The 14,376-nt window shown below is 72.5% G+C and carries 11 protein-coding genes; 3 read left to right on the top strand and 8 right to left on the bottom strand.

Going from position 1 to position 14,376, the window contains the following annotated elements:
* Positions 1–320 precede the first annotated feature (320 nt).
* Positions 321–2,045, top strand: coding sequence for a chitinase (locus IEZ11_RS35905; protein ID WP_189267158.1), 1,725 nt, complete (start codon positions 321–323; stop codon positions 2,043–2,045).
* Positions 2,046–2,100: 55 nt separating this feature from the next.
* On the opposite strand, the gene IEZ11_RS35900 is transcribed toward IEZ11_RS35905, so the two are convergent.
* The 3 genes from IEZ11_RS35900 to IEZ11_RS51340 all read right to left on the bottom strand — a co-directional run bounded on the left by IEZ11_RS35900 (position 2,101) and on the right by IEZ11_RS51340 (position 6,467).
* Complete coding sequence (locus tag IEZ11_RS35900; protein WP_229713565.1) at positions 2,101–2,583, bottom strand: ATP-binding protein; 483 nt, start codon at positions 2,581–2,583, stop codon at positions 2,101–2,103.
* 104 nt (positions 2,584–2,687) lie between these two features.
* Positions 2,688–3,608 carry an anti-sigma factor RsbA family regulatory protein gene (locus IEZ11_RS35895; protein ID WP_189267157.1) on the bottom strand — a complete coding sequence of 307 codons (921 nt, stop codon included), beginning with the start codon at positions 3,606–3,608 and terminating at the stop codon, positions 2,688–2,690.
* Between the two features lie 15 nt (positions 3,609–3,623).
* Positions 3,624–6,467 carry an ATP-binding protein gene (locus IEZ11_RS51340; RefSeq protein WP_229713564.1) on the bottom strand — a complete coding sequence of 948 codons (2,844 nt, stop codon included), beginning with the start codon at positions 6,465–6,467 and terminating at the stop codon, positions 3,624–3,626.
* 272 nt (positions 6,468–6,739) lie between these two features.
* Between IEZ11_RS51340 and IEZ11_RS35880 the strand changes: the two genes are divergently transcribed.
* Positions 6,740–8,095 (top strand): M14 family metallopeptidase, encoded by a 1,356-nt coding sequence (locus tag IEZ11_RS35880; RefSeq protein ID WP_189267156.1) that lies wholly within the window; start codon positions 6,740–6,742, stop codon positions 8,093–8,095.
* Positions 8,096–8,176: 81 nt separating this feature from the next.
* Here IEZ11_RS35880 and IEZ11_RS35875 read toward each other — a convergent pair whose 3' ends face one another.
* The 5 genes from IEZ11_RS35875 to IEZ11_RS35855 all read right to left on the bottom strand — a co-directional run bounded on the left by IEZ11_RS35875 (position 8,177) and on the right by IEZ11_RS35855 (position 12,852).
* Positions 8,177–8,776 (bottom strand): hypothetical protein, encoded by a 600-nt coding sequence (locus tag IEZ11_RS35875; RefSeq protein WP_189267155.1) that lies wholly within the window; start codon positions 8,774–8,776, stop codon positions 8,177–8,179.
* A 64-nt stretch (positions 8,777–8,840) separates the two neighbouring features.
* Positions 8,841–10,316: a GntP family permease gene (locus IEZ11_RS35870; RefSeq protein WP_189267154.1), complete on the bottom strand. Its 1,476-nt coding sequence runs from the start codon at positions 10,314–10,316 to the stop codon at positions 8,841–8,843.
* Between the two features lie 132 nt (positions 10,317–10,448).
* Positions 10,449–10,859: a RidA family protein gene (locus IEZ11_RS35865; protein ID WP_189267153.1), complete on the bottom strand. Its 411-nt coding sequence runs from the start codon at positions 10,857–10,859 to the stop codon at positions 10,449–10,451.
* Positions 10,856–11,623, bottom strand: coding sequence for an IclR family transcriptional regulator (locus IEZ11_RS35860; RefSeq protein WP_189267152.1), 768 nt, complete (start codon positions 11,621–11,623; stop codon positions 10,856–10,858). Before IEZ11_RS35860 ends, IEZ11_RS35865 begins: the two co-directional genes overlap by 4 nt.
* Positions 11,620–12,852 (bottom strand): sugar kinase, encoded by a 1,233-nt coding sequence (locus tag IEZ11_RS35855; RefSeq protein WP_189267255.1) that lies wholly within the window; start codon positions 12,850–12,852, stop codon positions 11,620–11,622. The genes IEZ11_RS35860 and IEZ11_RS35855 overlap by 4 nt, the downstream gene beginning before the upstream one ends.
* A 208-nt stretch (positions 12,853–13,060) precedes the next feature.
* Between IEZ11_RS35855 and IEZ11_RS35850 the strand changes: the two genes are divergently transcribed.
* Positions 13,061–14,344, top strand: coding sequence for an amino acid deaminase (locus IEZ11_RS35850; RefSeq protein WP_189267151.1), 1,284 nt, complete (start codon positions 13,061–13,063; stop codon positions 14,342–14,344).
* Positions 14,345–14,376: the final 32 nt, after the last annotated feature.

The following is a 14,376-nucleotide window of genomic DNA, read 5'->3' as shown; positions in this document are numbered from 1 at the left end:
ACTGGTCACGGCAATGGCAGTTGGCACGCGCAGCTCCCCGCTCTTCACACCCGGCGGCCCACCGGTGTTACTCCAATGAGCCGGGACGACTTCATTGCGTGACTTCCTCAGCACTGTATCCACGCCTCTGTGACCGGAGAACAGCGTTTGTGTAGCTGTCTGGGATCCGTGACCGCACAAGTGGCGCCAAACCGGGACAGGTTGAGCATATGACCGGGGCCTGAGCCACCCCTCTGCCACGCCCCCACCCTCCGACCCCCGCCTCTGAATTTGGTCTGGACCTATTGACAGGTGAATTGGTCTGGACCACCGTGATTGTCATGCTCAGACTCATCCCCCGACTGGCGTCCCCCCACACCGGACGGCGACGCATCCGCACCTGGTCGGCCGTGGCCACCCTCGCCACGGCACTCGCGATGGCGGGCCTGGCCTCCGCGCCGGCCTCCGCCGCCGACGTCAACAACGCGAAGAACCCCGGCTTCGAGTCGGGCCTGTCCAACTGGACCTGCTCCGCGGGCAGCGGTACGACCGTCTCCTCCCCCGTGCACTCCGGTGCCGCCGCGCTCAAGGCGACCCCGGCCGGGCAGGACTACGCCCAGTGCAGCCAGACGGTGGCGGTGAAGGCCAACTCCACGTACACGCTGAGCGTATGGGTGCAGGGCTCCTACACCTACCTCGGTGTCACCGGCACCGGCACCACGGACGTGTCGACCTGGACGCCCAACACGTCCTGGACGCAGCTGTCGACGACCTTCACCACCGGCGCCTCGACCACCTCGGTGACGGTCTGGACGCACGGCTGGTACGGCCAGCCCGCCTACTACGCCGACGACTTCTCCGTCTACGGCCCCGACGGCGGAGGCGGCTCCGACCCGGCCCCGACCGTCCCGGCCACCCCCACCGGCCTCGCGGTCTCCGGTACGACGTCGTCCTCGGCATCCCTGTCCTGGGGCGCGGTGTCCGGCGCGACCGGCTACAACGTCTACCAGAACGGCACCAAGGTCACCGCGGTCACCGGTGCCTCGGCGACGGTCACCGGACTCGCGGCCTCGACGTCGTACTCCTTCCAGGTCACCGCGACCAACTCGGCGGGTGAGTCGGCGAAGTCGACGGCGGTGACGGCGACGACCACCGCGACCGGCACGGGTGGCGGCGGCTCGCTGCCCAAGCACGCGGTGACCGGTTACTGGCAGAACTTCAACAACGGCGCCACCGTCCAGAAGATCTCGGACGTGCCGTCCTCGTACGACATCATCGCCGTCGCCTTCGCGGACGCGACCGGCACACCGGGCGCGGTGAGCTTCACCCTGGACTCCGCCGGGCTCGGCGGCTACACCGTCGACCAGTTCAAGGCCGACATCAAGGCCAAGCAGGCAGCCGGCAAGAAGGTCGTCATCTCCATCGGCGGCCAGAACGGCACGATCTCGGTGAGCGACTCGGCGTCCGCGACGAACTTCGCCAACTCCGTCTACTCGCTGATGCAGACGTACGGCTTCGACGGCGTCGACATCGACCTGGAGAACGGCATCAACGCGACGTACATGAGCCAGGCGCTGCGCTCGCTGTCGTCGAAGGCGGGCTCCTCGCTGATCATCACGATGGCCCCGCAGACCATCGACATGCAGTCGACGTCCAACGCGTACTTCCAGACGGCCCTGAACGTCAAGGACATCCTCACGGTCGTCAACATGCAGTACTACAACAGCGGTTCCATGCTGGGCTGCGACGGCAAGGTGTACAGCCAGGGCTCGGTGGACTTCCTCACCGCGCTCGCCTGCATCCAGCTCCAGGGCGGACTCAGCCCCTCGCAGGTGGGCCTCGGCCTGCCGGCGTCGACCAGCGCGGCCGGCAGCGGCTACGTCTCGCCGACCGTGGTGAACAACGCCCTGGACTGCCTGACCAAGGCCACCAACTGCGGCTCCTTCAAGCCCTCGACCACGTACCCCACCCTGCGGGGCGCGATGACCTGGTCGACCAACTGGGACGCGGCGGCCGGGAACGCCTGGTCGTCCTCGGTGGGCGCCCACGTGCACGCCCTGCCGTAACCCGTGGGTGGGTCCCGGCGGCCGGGCCGGCCGCCGGGACCCGGGCTGTGGGGTGCTACGGCTGTCGCCGACCGCAGCCGTGGCACCCGCAGGTACCGAGCTCGAACCACACGGTCTTGCCCGGTCCGTCCCGGTGGCAGCCCCAGCGCCGGGCAAGCGCATCCACCAGGTACATCCCTCTGCCGCCCTCCGTGAGGCCCGCGTCCAGCACCCGCGGCGGGCGGCGGTCCCCGTCGGCGACCTCGCAGCGCAGCACCCCGTGCGAGGCCGCCAGGGTGAGCCGGAACCGGGTCGCCGCGTGACACAGGACGTTCGCGGCCAGCTCGCCGACCAGCAGCTCGCACACGTACGCCACCTCGTCCTGGTCCGCGAGCCCCCACTCCTCCAGCTGCCGCCGCACCGCCGCGCGCGCCTCCCCGGCCGCCGTGGGCCGAGGGTCGTACTCGACGCTCAGATGGCCCGCCCGGGTCGGCGGCTGCGGGTACGCGGCGTACTGAGGGTCGGGATCCGGGAACCGGCTCCCGGAGGGTTGCAGCATGCCTTCCAGCGTGCCCGTACCCGTCTTCCCGCACACGGGGAGGAATACCTGATCCGGTACCCGCGTATGCGCCGTCGCGGGGGTACGCGCGTACGGCGTCTCGCTCACGCGTACTGGACGCGGATCTTCGCCCCGTCCCCCGGCACCCCGTCCCGGACATCGACGTACGAGCACACCTGGCGGGTGAACCACAGCCCCTGCCCCGGCTCCGGCTCCCGGCCGGGCGGCGGCACGAACCCGGCCAGCGGATCCGCCACCGCCCGGCACAGCCGCAGCTCGCAGACGCAGGCCGGGGCCTCGCCCCAGGCGAGGATCTCGACCACCGGCCCGTGCGCGGCCGCCGCCGCCACGACGGCGCGGCCGAACCGCCCGGCGTCCACGGCCGGCAGCCCGCAGTCGGCGGCCCAGGTGCCGACCGACTCCGGCGCGGGCAGCCGGGCCGCCGACTGCGGCGGCGGGGGCAGCGGCACGGCGTCCAGCTCGCGCACCAGGACCGGCGGCTGCTCGTAGACCCCGGTCCCCGGGTGGGCGCGGCGGGCCGCGTCGACGACGGCCGGGCCCGCCGTCCGGGTGTCGTACGCGCACAGGGCCGTGGTGGCGAAGGGGGCGAAGAGGAGGTTGGCGAGGGACTCGTAGCGGATCCACTCGGCGCTCTCCCGCGGCGAACGGCCCGCGCGCCCCGCCCAGTCGGGTTCCATGAGGAGGTGCACCCGGCCGCCCGGCCCCGCGTTCGCCGCGAGGTAACCGGCGCCCTGAGCCACGGCGTTGGCGGCCGTGCCGGTGTACCAGTCGGTGTGGTCGATGAAGCCGACGTCCCGGGCGTCGGTGCCGAGCGCGTCGCGCAGGACGGCCAGCAGGCCGGGGGCGGCGATGGCGACGGGCGGCGGCTCGTCGGGGGCGGCGAGGCCCTCGGCGAGGAAGGGCAGGGCGGCGGCGACGAACCCGTCGTCCGAGCCGAACACGGCCATCCGGTGGTCGAACTGCCCCTGGGCCGCGGCGGGGCGCGGGCCCGTACTGGTACTCATCGGGTCTCCTGTGCGTCAGCGCCGGGCGGTCACCCAGGCGGCGATCTGGCTGCGGTTGCTGAAGCCGAGCTTGCCGAGGATGCGTTCCACATGGCCCTCGGCGGTACGGCGGGCGATGACCAGGCGGTCGGCGATCTGCTGGTTGCCCAGCCCCTCGGCGACGAGTTCGGCGACCTCGGTCTCGCGACGGGTGAGCCGGACGGGTGTCGCCCGCAACTCGGCCGGTCGGGGCGGGGGTTGTGGGTCCTCCCCCAGGGCGTACGCCATCACCTCGGCCAGCGCGAACGCCGCGCCCCGGGCGTACGCCCGCTCGTACGGCCCCGGTCCCAGGACCGCCCGTGAGTGGCTCTCGCACCGCACGCGGGCCGAGTTGAGGGCGGAGGAGCCCCAGCGGTCGCGGTCGATGTCGGACCAGACGCGGTCGGCGCCGCCGAGCAGGACGGCGGTGCGCTCGGCGGCGCCGAGGCCGTCGGCGATCCTCGCCAGCAGGTCGAGGGTGAGTCCGATGCCGATGACGTCGTGGACCTCGCGCTTGCGGCGCAGCGCCTCGCGGGCGCAGGGCTCGGCGCGGCGCCAGTCGGCGCGGACGGCGTGGGCGAGGGCGAGGACGCGCAGGACGTAGGAGCGGACCCAGTCCTCGCCGTGCGCCTCGCACAGGCCGAGGGCCCGCTCACAGACGGCGGTGGCCCGGTCCGGCTGGCCCAGGAAGGCGTATGCGCAGGCCAGTTCGACCAGGTCCAGGCCGTGCAGGCTGAGGTGCTGGCCGGGGACGGGGCCGCGGGCGACGGTGGTCTCGTAGTGGGCGCGGGCGGCGCCCAGGTCGTCGGCGAAGAGCTGGACGACGCCGATGACGTAGTCGGCGTGCGCGGCCTCCGCCGGGTCGCCGAGCCGCTCGGCGAGGGCACGGGCCTCGCGGGCGCGGCGCAGGCCCCGGGTGAGGTCCTCGGGGCTGCCGGCGAGCAGGGCGGAGACCCAGAGGGCGCGAGCGCGGCCGACGGTCGGCTCGGGGTTGGCGTCGAGGGCGCGGTCGAGCCAGTAGCGGCCCTCGCGCGGGGCGCCGCAGGCGTGCCAGTGGAACCAGAGGGTGCCCGCGAGCCGCAGCCCGGCGCCGGCCTCGCCGGGGGTGGTGAGGCTGAAGTCCAGGGCGGCGCGCAGGTTGTCCCGGTCGGCGCGGAGCCGGGCGACGATCTCCCGCTGGCCGGGCCCGAACCAGGCGGCCTCGCAGGCCGCCGCGTGCCGCTGCACATGGTCCCGGTGCCGGCGCCGTGCGGCGGCCTCCGCCCCGGGCCGCGCACGGAGCCGGTCGAGGCCGTAGTGCCGGAGGGTGTCGAGAAGCCGGTACCGCACCCCGCCCCCGTCCGCCGACTCCTCCCGCACCAGCACGGACTTGTCCACCAGCCCGGCAACAGCTTCGAGAGCATCGAACAACTCCACCCCCTCACGACCAACGCCGAACACCCCACCGCCGAACTCCCGCTCCCACCCGACGGTTTCCGGATCCCACACGGCGGCTTCCGACTCCCGACCGACGGATCCCACCTTCCGGTCGGCGGCTTCCGCCTTCCGGTCGGTGGCTTCCGACTCCCAACCGACGGGTACCGCCTCCCGGTCGCCGGATCCCGACTCCCGACCGCCGGGTCCCGCCTTCCGGTCGGCGGATCCCGACTCCCGACCGCCGGCTTCCGACTCCCGACCGACGGATCCCGACTCCCAACCGACGGATCCCGACTCCCGGCCGACGGATCCCGGCTCCCGGCCGACGGCTTCCGACTCCCGACCGACGGATCCCGGCTTCCGGTCGGCGGCCGCCGGCTCTCGACCAGCCGGCCCCGTCGCCCCGCCGACGGCCTCCGGCTTCCGGTCAGCGGAGCCCCGCTCCCACTCGGCGGATTTCGGTCCCCAACTCGTCGCTTCGGATGGGGGGTTGATGGGTTGGCGGTTGTCGTGGGGGGTCTTGGGGTCGTGGCAGACCGACTCGGCTGTCTCCAGGTCGAAGCTGCCGGCCAGTACCGACAGGTGGGCCCATGCCGACTGTTCGCGTTCGGTGCAGAGTTCGTGGCTCCAGTCGATGGCCGCGCGGAGCGTCTGGTGGCGGGGCAGGGCTGCCGGGCTGCCGGCGGTCAGGAGGCGGTAGCGGTCGTCGAGGCGGGCCAGGAGCTGGTCGAGGCCGAGGACGCGCATCCGGACGGCGGCGAGTTCGATGGCGAGCGGGAGCCCGTCGAGGCGGCGGCACAGGCGGGCCACGGCGGCCCGGTTGGCGGGAGTGAGCCGGAAGCCGGGGAGTACGGCGGCGGCACGGTCGGCGAAGAGGGCGAGGGCAGAGTGGGACTCGGCGGCGGAGAGGTCGCCGTCCGGGTCGGGGACCGGCAACGGCCGTACCTCCATGAGGTGTTCCTCGGTAAGGCCGAGGCGGTGCCGGCTGGTGGCCAGGATGCGGACGCCGGTGGTGCCGTGCAGCAGGGCCGCGGCGAGGGCGGCACAGGCGGCCAGCAGATGCTCGCAGTTGTCGACGACGAGGAGCAGACGCCGGTCACGGAGCTGCTCCACCAGCGTGTCCAGCGGCGGCCGCTCGGAGTGGTCGTGCAGGCCGAGGGCGTCGGCGACGGCCAGCGGGACGAGGGCCGGGTCGTACAGACCGGCGAGGGCGACGTAGCGGACGCCGTCGGGGAAGGCGCGTTCGACGCGGGCCGCGACATGCGCCGCGAGCCGGGTCTTGCCGACCCCGCCGGGGCCGGTGAACGTGACGAGGCGGGCCCTGGCCAACAGCTCCCGGCCCGCGGCCTGTTCGTCTCTCCGGTCGACGAAGCTGGTCGTCTCGACCGGCAGATGGCAGCCCCCACGTGGCGCCGATCCGCCCATGATCAGCCAGCCCTCCCTCTTGGCCGTCCGACCACCGTCTCCCGCCCGACCCGGAGAACGCACACGGACGTCACGCGCGCGGGTGCACTTCGGCGAGGGCCGCGTGCGGTGGCGGGTACGCGCGTACACTGCGCGGCCGGTTTTACTATCTTGACCTGTTCATGCCATTACTTGGACGATGGGCGGCACTCGCACGGACCGCACAGCCCGCACACAACATCCGCACAGGCACGTCGCACTGAACCACCCCCACCTCTCCCCCAGGAGACTTCATGCGACTTCGCACCCGTGGCTCCGGCACCCGCGGCGGCAGACGGACCGCCGCGCTCGGCGCCCTGCTGGCCCTCGCCCTCGCGGCCCCCGTCTCGGCGACCGCGACCCACGCGACCGCCGACAGCGCCCGCCCCTCCGCCCCCTCGGCCGACGACGTCCGGCAGTACGAGATCCACCAGAGCACCACCCCGGTGACCCGCGCCGCGATCCAGCGGACCGGCGTCTCCGTGGACGAGGCCGACGAGGAGACCGTGGTCGTCTCCGGACGGCCCGCGCAGATCACCGCGCTCAAGCGCCTCGGCTACGAGGTCACGCCGCTGGGCGCGGCCCCGGACCGGTCGTCCGCCGCCGACCAGCTGCGGCTCTTCGACTTCCCGACCGCCGACGCGAAGTACCACAACTACGCCGAGGCGAACGCCGAGATCGACCAGCGGCTCGCCGCCTACCCCTCGATCATGAGCAAGCAGGTGATCGGCAAGTCGTACCAGGGCCGGGACATCGTCGCGATCAAGGTCAGCGACAACGTGGCGACGGACGAGAACGAGCCCGAGGTCCTCCTCACCTTCCACCAGCACGCGCGCGAGCACCTCACGGTGGAGATGGCGCTGTACCTGCTGCGGGAGCTGGGCGCCGGGTACGGATCGGACTCCCGGGTCACGGACATCGTCAACAGCCGGGAGATCTGGATCGTCCCGGACCTCAACCCCGACGGCGGGGAGTACGACATCGCCACCGGCTCGTACCGCTCGTGGCGCAAGAACCGGCAGCCCAACTCCGGTTCCTCGTACGTCGGTACGGACCTGAACCGGAACTGGAACTACAAGTGGGGCTGCTGCGGCGGGTCGTCGGGCTCGACGTCGTCCGAGACCTACCGGGGTGCGGCCGCCGAGTCGGCGCCGGAGGTCAAGGTGGTCGCCGACTTCGTGCGCAGCCGGATCGTCGGCGGCAAGCAGCAGATCAAGGCGGGGATCGACTTCCACACCTACAGCGAGCTGGTGCTGTGGCCGTTCGGGTACACGACGGCCGACACGGCGACCGGGATGACCGCGGACGACGCCGCCGCGTTCAAGGCGGTCGGGCAGAAGATGGCGGCGAGCAACGGCTACACGCCGGAGCAGTCGAGCGACCTGTACATCACCGACGGCTCGATCGACGACTATCTGTGGGGCACCCAGAAGATCTTCGACTACACCTTCGAGATGTACCCGACGTCCAGTTCCGGGGGTGGCTTCTACCCGCCCGACGAGGTGATCGAGCGGGAGACCTCGCGGAACCGGGACGCGGTGTTCCAGCTGCTGGAGAACGCGGACTGTATGTACCGGTCGATCGGGAAGGAAGCGCAGTACTGCGGCTAGCCGGCCGGGGCGTCGGCGGAAGAGCCGAATGCCGCTCCGGCCCAGGGGGCAGCCACCTGGGCCGGAGCGGCAGGACGGCGACTACTCCTCGTCGAGAACCTTGTCCTCGGGCTTGTCCTCGGGCTTGTCCTCGGCGTCCGGCTCCGGGGCGGCTTCCGCTTTCTCGCCGTCGTCGAAGTACGCGTCGAGGACCTCGTCCAGCTGCTCCTCCCACTCCTTGAAGCGGGAGCGGGACGTCGCCTCGATCTCGATGGGGTACCAGCGGCGGTCCGGGGTGTGGACGGTGATCGTGAAGCGCTTGCCGAAGCGCGGTGCCTCGGTCTCGATCGCGCCGATCTCGTCCCAGCGGAACTCGCACTTCTCCTCGTCGAGGCTGAGGCGCACGCCCTGGTGGTCGGCCACTATCCGGGCACGACGGTCGGCGGCCTCGAAGGCGGGCCCCTCGGGGGTCTCCTCGGAGGTCTCCTCGCCGTCCGCGGCTTCGTCGGCGGCCGCGTCCGCCGTGGCTTCCGCCTCGGCCACGGCCACCGGTTCCGCCGCCGCCTCCACGTCCTCGGCCTTCTCCTCCGGCCGGGCGTCCTTCGGCTCGGCGGCCGCGGGTGAGGTGAGCCCGGGGATGAAGGCCGGGTCGAATCCGGCGCCTTCCAGGGGCTGGCTGTTGGCTCCTATGCGCTGCTCCACAGCGGGCAGTATGGTCCAAGAACCTGTGCCGGACACAGCCAGCCCCGACTTCGTTATCAGACGCCTACACGAACACGCTCAGCACACCCGCCACCCCGAACCCCGCCACGGACAACACCGTTTCGAGCACGGTCCACGTCCTGAGGGTGTCGCGCTCGCTGATGCCGAAGTACTTGGCGACCATCCAGAAGCCGCCGTCGTTGACGTGCGAGGCGAAGATCGAGCCCGCCGAGATGGCCATGATGACGAGGGCGACGAAGGCCTGGGAGTGGTCGCCCCCGGTGAGGAGCGGGGCGACGATGCCGGCCGTGGTCACGATCGCCACCGTCGCGGAGCCCTGGGCGACCCGCAGCACCACCGAGATCAGGTACGACAGGACGATCACCGGCAGCCCGACGCCGTGGAAGGTGTCGGAGAGGGCCTGGGCGACGCCGCTGGCCTTCAGTACGGCGCCGAAGATCCCGCCCGCGCCGACCACCAGCAGGATGTTGCCGACCGGCTTGAGCGACGCGGTGGACACGGTCTCCAGGGACCTGCGGGACCAGCCGCGCCGGATGCCCAGCAGGTAGTAGGCGAGGACCAGGGCGATGGTGAGGGCGACCATCGGCGTGCCGAAGAACTCCAGCACCGAGCGGCCGGTGGAGGGGTCCAGGGCGATGGAGGAGAAGGTCGCGGCGAGGATGAGGACGAGGGGCGTGCCGATGATGGCCAGGACCGTCGCGAGCGGGACCGGCCGCTCCTGGGGTGTCACCCCGGCCGCCCGCTGCTCCGCCAGCACCGCCTGCCTGGCCTCCTGCGCGGCCTCGACCATGTCCTGCGGTACGGCGACGAAGATCCGCCTGCCGATCCACGCCGAGTACGCCCACGCGGCCAGCACCGCGGGGATGCCGCAGACGACGCCCATCAGGATGACCCAGCCGAGCTGGACGTGCAGCAGCGCGGCGGCGGCCACCGGGCCGGGGTGCGGCGGCAGGAAGGCGTGGGTCATGGAGAGGCCGGCGAGCAGCGGGAGGCAGTAGAGGAGGATCGACTTGCCGCCGCGCTTGGCCGCCGCGTAGACGAGCGGGGCCAGCACGAAGATGCCGACGTCGAAGAAGACGGGGATGCCGAAGACCAGGCCGGTGAGGCCCATCGCGAGCGGTGCCCGCCGCTCCCCGAAGAGGTTGAGGAGTCGCGAGGCCAACACCTCGGCACCACCGCTGACTTCGAGGATCGCGCCGAGCATGGTGCCGAGGCCGATGATGATCGCGACATGGCCGAGGATGCCGCCCATGCCGGACTCGACGGTGGAGACGGCGTCGGAGCGCTGGACCGTGCCGAAGAGTTCGGTGACGGAGAGACCGGCGAGCAGGCCGACGGCTATGGAGACGGCGAGGAGGGCCACGAAGGGCTGCAGCCGCACCTTGATGATGAGGAAGAGGAGCAGGGCGATGCCGATGCCGGCGACGGTGAGGAGTCCGGCGGTGCCGTCGAGGAGGAGCAGCAGCCCTCCGGTGTGGGGTGGCGCGGCAGGTGCGGTCGCGGCGAGCGGTAGCGACATGTGGGGGGCCTCTTCGGGGACGTCGTGCTTTCGGGCAGGGGGGATCGCGGCACGGCCCCTGGGCGGGCGCCGTGCCGTGACAGCCGTACGAGGTGCGGAAGTCGGGGGGGGAGTCGGGGGGGAGTGCCGGGCTCAGCCGAGGACGGCGAGGGCGTCGATCTCGATGAGGAGGCCCGCGGGCAGACCGACGTACACGGTCGTGCGGGCGGCGGGCGGGGCGCTGAGGCGCTGCTCCTCGAAATAGGTGTTGTAGATGCCGTTCATCTCGGCGAAGTGGTCCACGTCGGTCAGATAGACGCGGATCATCATCACGTCGTCCCAGGAGGCGCCGCCCTCCTCGAGGATCGCCTTGACGTTGGCGAGGGTCTGGAGGGTCTGCTCGCGCAGCGTGGGGCCGGCCGGGGTCGGGGGCCTGCCCTCCTCGGCGGGCAGGAAGCCGACCTGGCCGGCGACCTGGAGGATGTTGCCCTTCTTCACTCCGTGCGAGAACTTCGCGGGCGGGGTGGTGTGGGTCGAGGGGGTGAGGGCGGTCTTCTCGGTCATCGGGTGCCGGCTTCCTTGATCGGGGTTCTGCCTGAGTACTCGCCGCTGATCGCGTCCGCCGTACGGCGCACCTGCGGGAGCAGGGTGAGGAGTTCGTCGGCGGTGACGACGACGTTGGGCGCGGAGACCGACATCGCGGCGACGACCCGCCCGTCGGCACCGCGGATCGGTGCGGCCACGCAGTTGATGGACTCCTCGTGGCCGCCGAGGTCGGTGGCCCAGCCCTGTTCGCGGACCTTGGCCAGTTCCCTGCGGAAGGCCTCCGCGTTCGGCGTCGAACGGGCCGTGTACATGGGGTAGTCGAGCTTGTCGGCGAGGGCCCGCCGCTCGGGCTCGGGCAGGTCGGCGAGGAGCAGCTTGGCGACGGCGGCGACGGTGATGGCGACGGGCTTGCCGATCCGGGAGTACATGCGCACCGGGTAGCGGCTCTCGACCTTGTCGATGTAGAGGACCTCGCCCTCCTCGAACACGGCGAGGTGCACGGTGTGTCCGCAGGCCGCGTTGAGGCGGGCCAGGTGGGGGTGGGCGATCTCGCGGACGTCGAGGTTCTCCATCGCCTCCTGGGCGAGGGCGAAGAGCCGGGCGCCGAGGCGGTAGCGCTGGTCGGACTGGCGGTAGACCAGGCCGTGTTCGTGCAGGGTGCGCAGCAGCCGCAGCGCGGTGGACTTGTGCACACCGAGGCGGTCGGCGACCTGGCCGAGGTCGGCGGGGCCCTCGGCGAGCAGGGGCAGGATGCTGAGCGCTCGGTCGACGGTCTGGCTCATGGGGTGCGTACCTCCTCTTCGGCCGCGTCGGCTTGCGTCCAGCCGGGGCCGAGTCGAAGTCTCTCCCACCCGTTGTCGTCGAGGGCGGTCAGGCGGTCGGTGGTGTCGGGGCCGGGAGGCGGGGCGAGGTCGGCGGGGGTGGTGAGGGCGGCGGCGGCGAAGAGGTGGCCGAGCCTGAGCGTCCGTCCGACCGGCAGGCCGCGCAGGAGGCCGGAGAGGAACCCGGCGGCGAAGGCGTCACCGGCACCGACGGCCGCCACGACGTCGACGACGGGGGCGGGTTCGAAGGTGCCGTGGGTGTCGTCCGGGGGCGGGGTTTCACTCGCCCGCGCTCGCGGGGTGCCGCCGCGCCCGCCCTCCCCCACTCTCGGCTTCGCGCGAGCGGGGGGACCCCCATCGCCCTGCGGCACGCCTGCCCGCGGCTGAGTAGCTGTGCGGCTGCCCGCGGCCGGGGAGACGCGGCGACTGCAGCGCCCCGTGAGGGGCGCGGGGAACTGCGCGAGCGGCCCCCACCGGTCCGCGGCCGACACGAATGCCGTCGCTCCCGCCCCGCCCTGCTTCACCACCAGCACCTCCGGCTCCGGCAGCAGCTCCCGGACCGCCGACGGCCCTCCCGTCACCCCCCACGCCAGCTCCGCCTCGTCCTCCCCCACGAAGACGATGTCGGCCCGGCGGGCCAGCTCCAGCAGGACGTGCGGGCCGTCGCCCGAACCCCACAGCCCCGGCCGGAAGTTCACGTCGAACGACACCACCGGCCGCCCCCCGGCGGGAGCCGTCAGCTCGCGCAGCAGCCCCAGGCACCCTTCCGACAGCGCCGCGGTGATCCCCGACAGGTGCAGCACCCGGCCCGCACGCACCGCGCCGAGGTCCACGTTCGCCACCGACATCGCGGACGCCGCCGACCCGGCCCGGTAGTACGCCACCTCGTGCGCGTCCGTCGCCCGGTCCCCCGCCGTCCGGAAGTACACCCCCGTGGGCCGCACCGGATCGCGGCCCACGTACGAGACGTCGACGCCGTGCGACGCGACGCTCCGCACCAGATGGTCGCCGAACCCGTCCGCGCCGACCCGGCTGACCCACCGCACGGCGTGCCCGGTGGCGGCCAGCGCACACACCGTGTTCGACTCCGCACCGCCGATCGCGCGGTCGAAGGACGGCACGTCCGCGAGGCGCCCCGGCCGGGTGGGCAGGAACGTGACCATGGACTCGCCGAGCGCGACGACGTCCATGACGTCCGCGGAGTCCGTGGAGTCCGTGGAGTCGACGGCGTCAACGGCGTCAACGGCGCCGGTGGCCTTCACGATGGTCGTGGCTCCTCGTCGTCCCGGGGCGCTGCGGGCTCCATTGACCCGGCGTTGGCGTGGATGTTAGACAGCGGTAAGCGATATACGCAATGAACGTTGCAGCCTGTGCAACCGACCTGAACAGGGAGGCTCCGTGTCCCTCGACACCGGCACCGAAGCACTCGCCCGGCTCGCGGAGGAACGCGTCGACCACCGTTTCAAGGGCCTCCCCCCGGACGCCGAGGGCCTCACCGTCGGCGAACTGGCCGCACAGCGCCGCAACCTGTTCACGGACGGCTTCCCGACCCCGGTGCTGGTCCTGTCCGCCGAGCGCCTGGAGCACAACCTCGCGCTGATGGAGACGTACACCGAACGGCACGGCCTCGCCTTCGCCCCGCACGGCAAGACCTCCATGGCTCCGCAGCTCTTCCACCGGCAGACCGAGCGCGGGGCCTGGGGCATCACCCTCGCCGTGCCGCACCAGGTGCGGGTGGCACGGGCGTTCGGCACCCGGCGGGTCTTCCTCGCGAACGAACTCGTGGACGCGGCGGCGCTCCGCTGGATCGCCGCCGAACTGGAGCGGGACGCGGACTTCCGCTTCGTCTGTTACGTCGACTCGGTGCGCGGGGTCGGCCTGATGGACGCGGCGCTGCGGCCGACGGGGGTCTCGCGCCCGGTGGACGTCGTCGTCGAACTCGCCGCCGGGGAGGGTGCCCGTACCGGCGTCCGTACCGAGGCGGAGTGCACGGCGGTCGCCGACGCGGTGGCCGGGACGCGGACCCTGCGGCTGGTGGGGGTCGCCGGGTACGAGGGCGAGGTCCCGCGGGCGGACCCGGACCGGGTGCACGCCTATCTGCGCCGGCTGGTCGCCCTCGCCGTCGAGTTCGACAAGGCGGGCCGGTTCGCCGGCCTGGACGAGGTCGTCGTCACCGCCGGCGGCAGCGCCTGGTTCGACGCGGTCGCGGACGTCTTCGCCGGGATCCCCGAACTCTCGCTCCCGGTCCTGAAGCTGCTCCGCTCGGGCGCCTACGTCTCGCACGACGACGGCCGCTACCGCGAGGTCACCCCCTTCAACCGGGTCCCCGAGGAGGGTGCCCTGGAGCCGGCCTTCCGGCTCTGGGCGCAGATCGTCTCCCGTCCCTCCCCCGGGCAGGCCTTCGCCAACGCGGGCAAGCGGGACGCGGCCCACGACCTCGACCTGCCCGTCGCCCAGGTGATCCGCCGGGGCGGCACGGAGCGCCCGGCGACCGGGGTCTCGGTCACCGGCCTGTCCGACCAGCACGCCTGGCTGAGCACGGACCCCGGGGCGGATCTGGAGGTCGGGGACTGGATCGGCCTGGGTCTGTCGCATCCGTGCACGTCGTTCGACAAGTGGCAGCTGATCCCGGTCGCCGAGGCGGACGGAACGGTCGTCGACTACATCCGCACCTACTTCTAGATCCGGCCCCAGGGAAGACTAGGGAGACTGTC

This window comes from Streptomyces fuscichromogenes, from assembly GCF_014645815.1.
In the GTDB taxonomy this organism is placed as follows: domain Bacteria; phylum Actinomycetota; class Actinomycetes; order Streptomycetales; family Streptomycetaceae; genus Streptomyces; species Streptomyces fuscichromogenes.
This window is presented reverse-complemented; position numbering and strand designations above follow the sequence as displayed.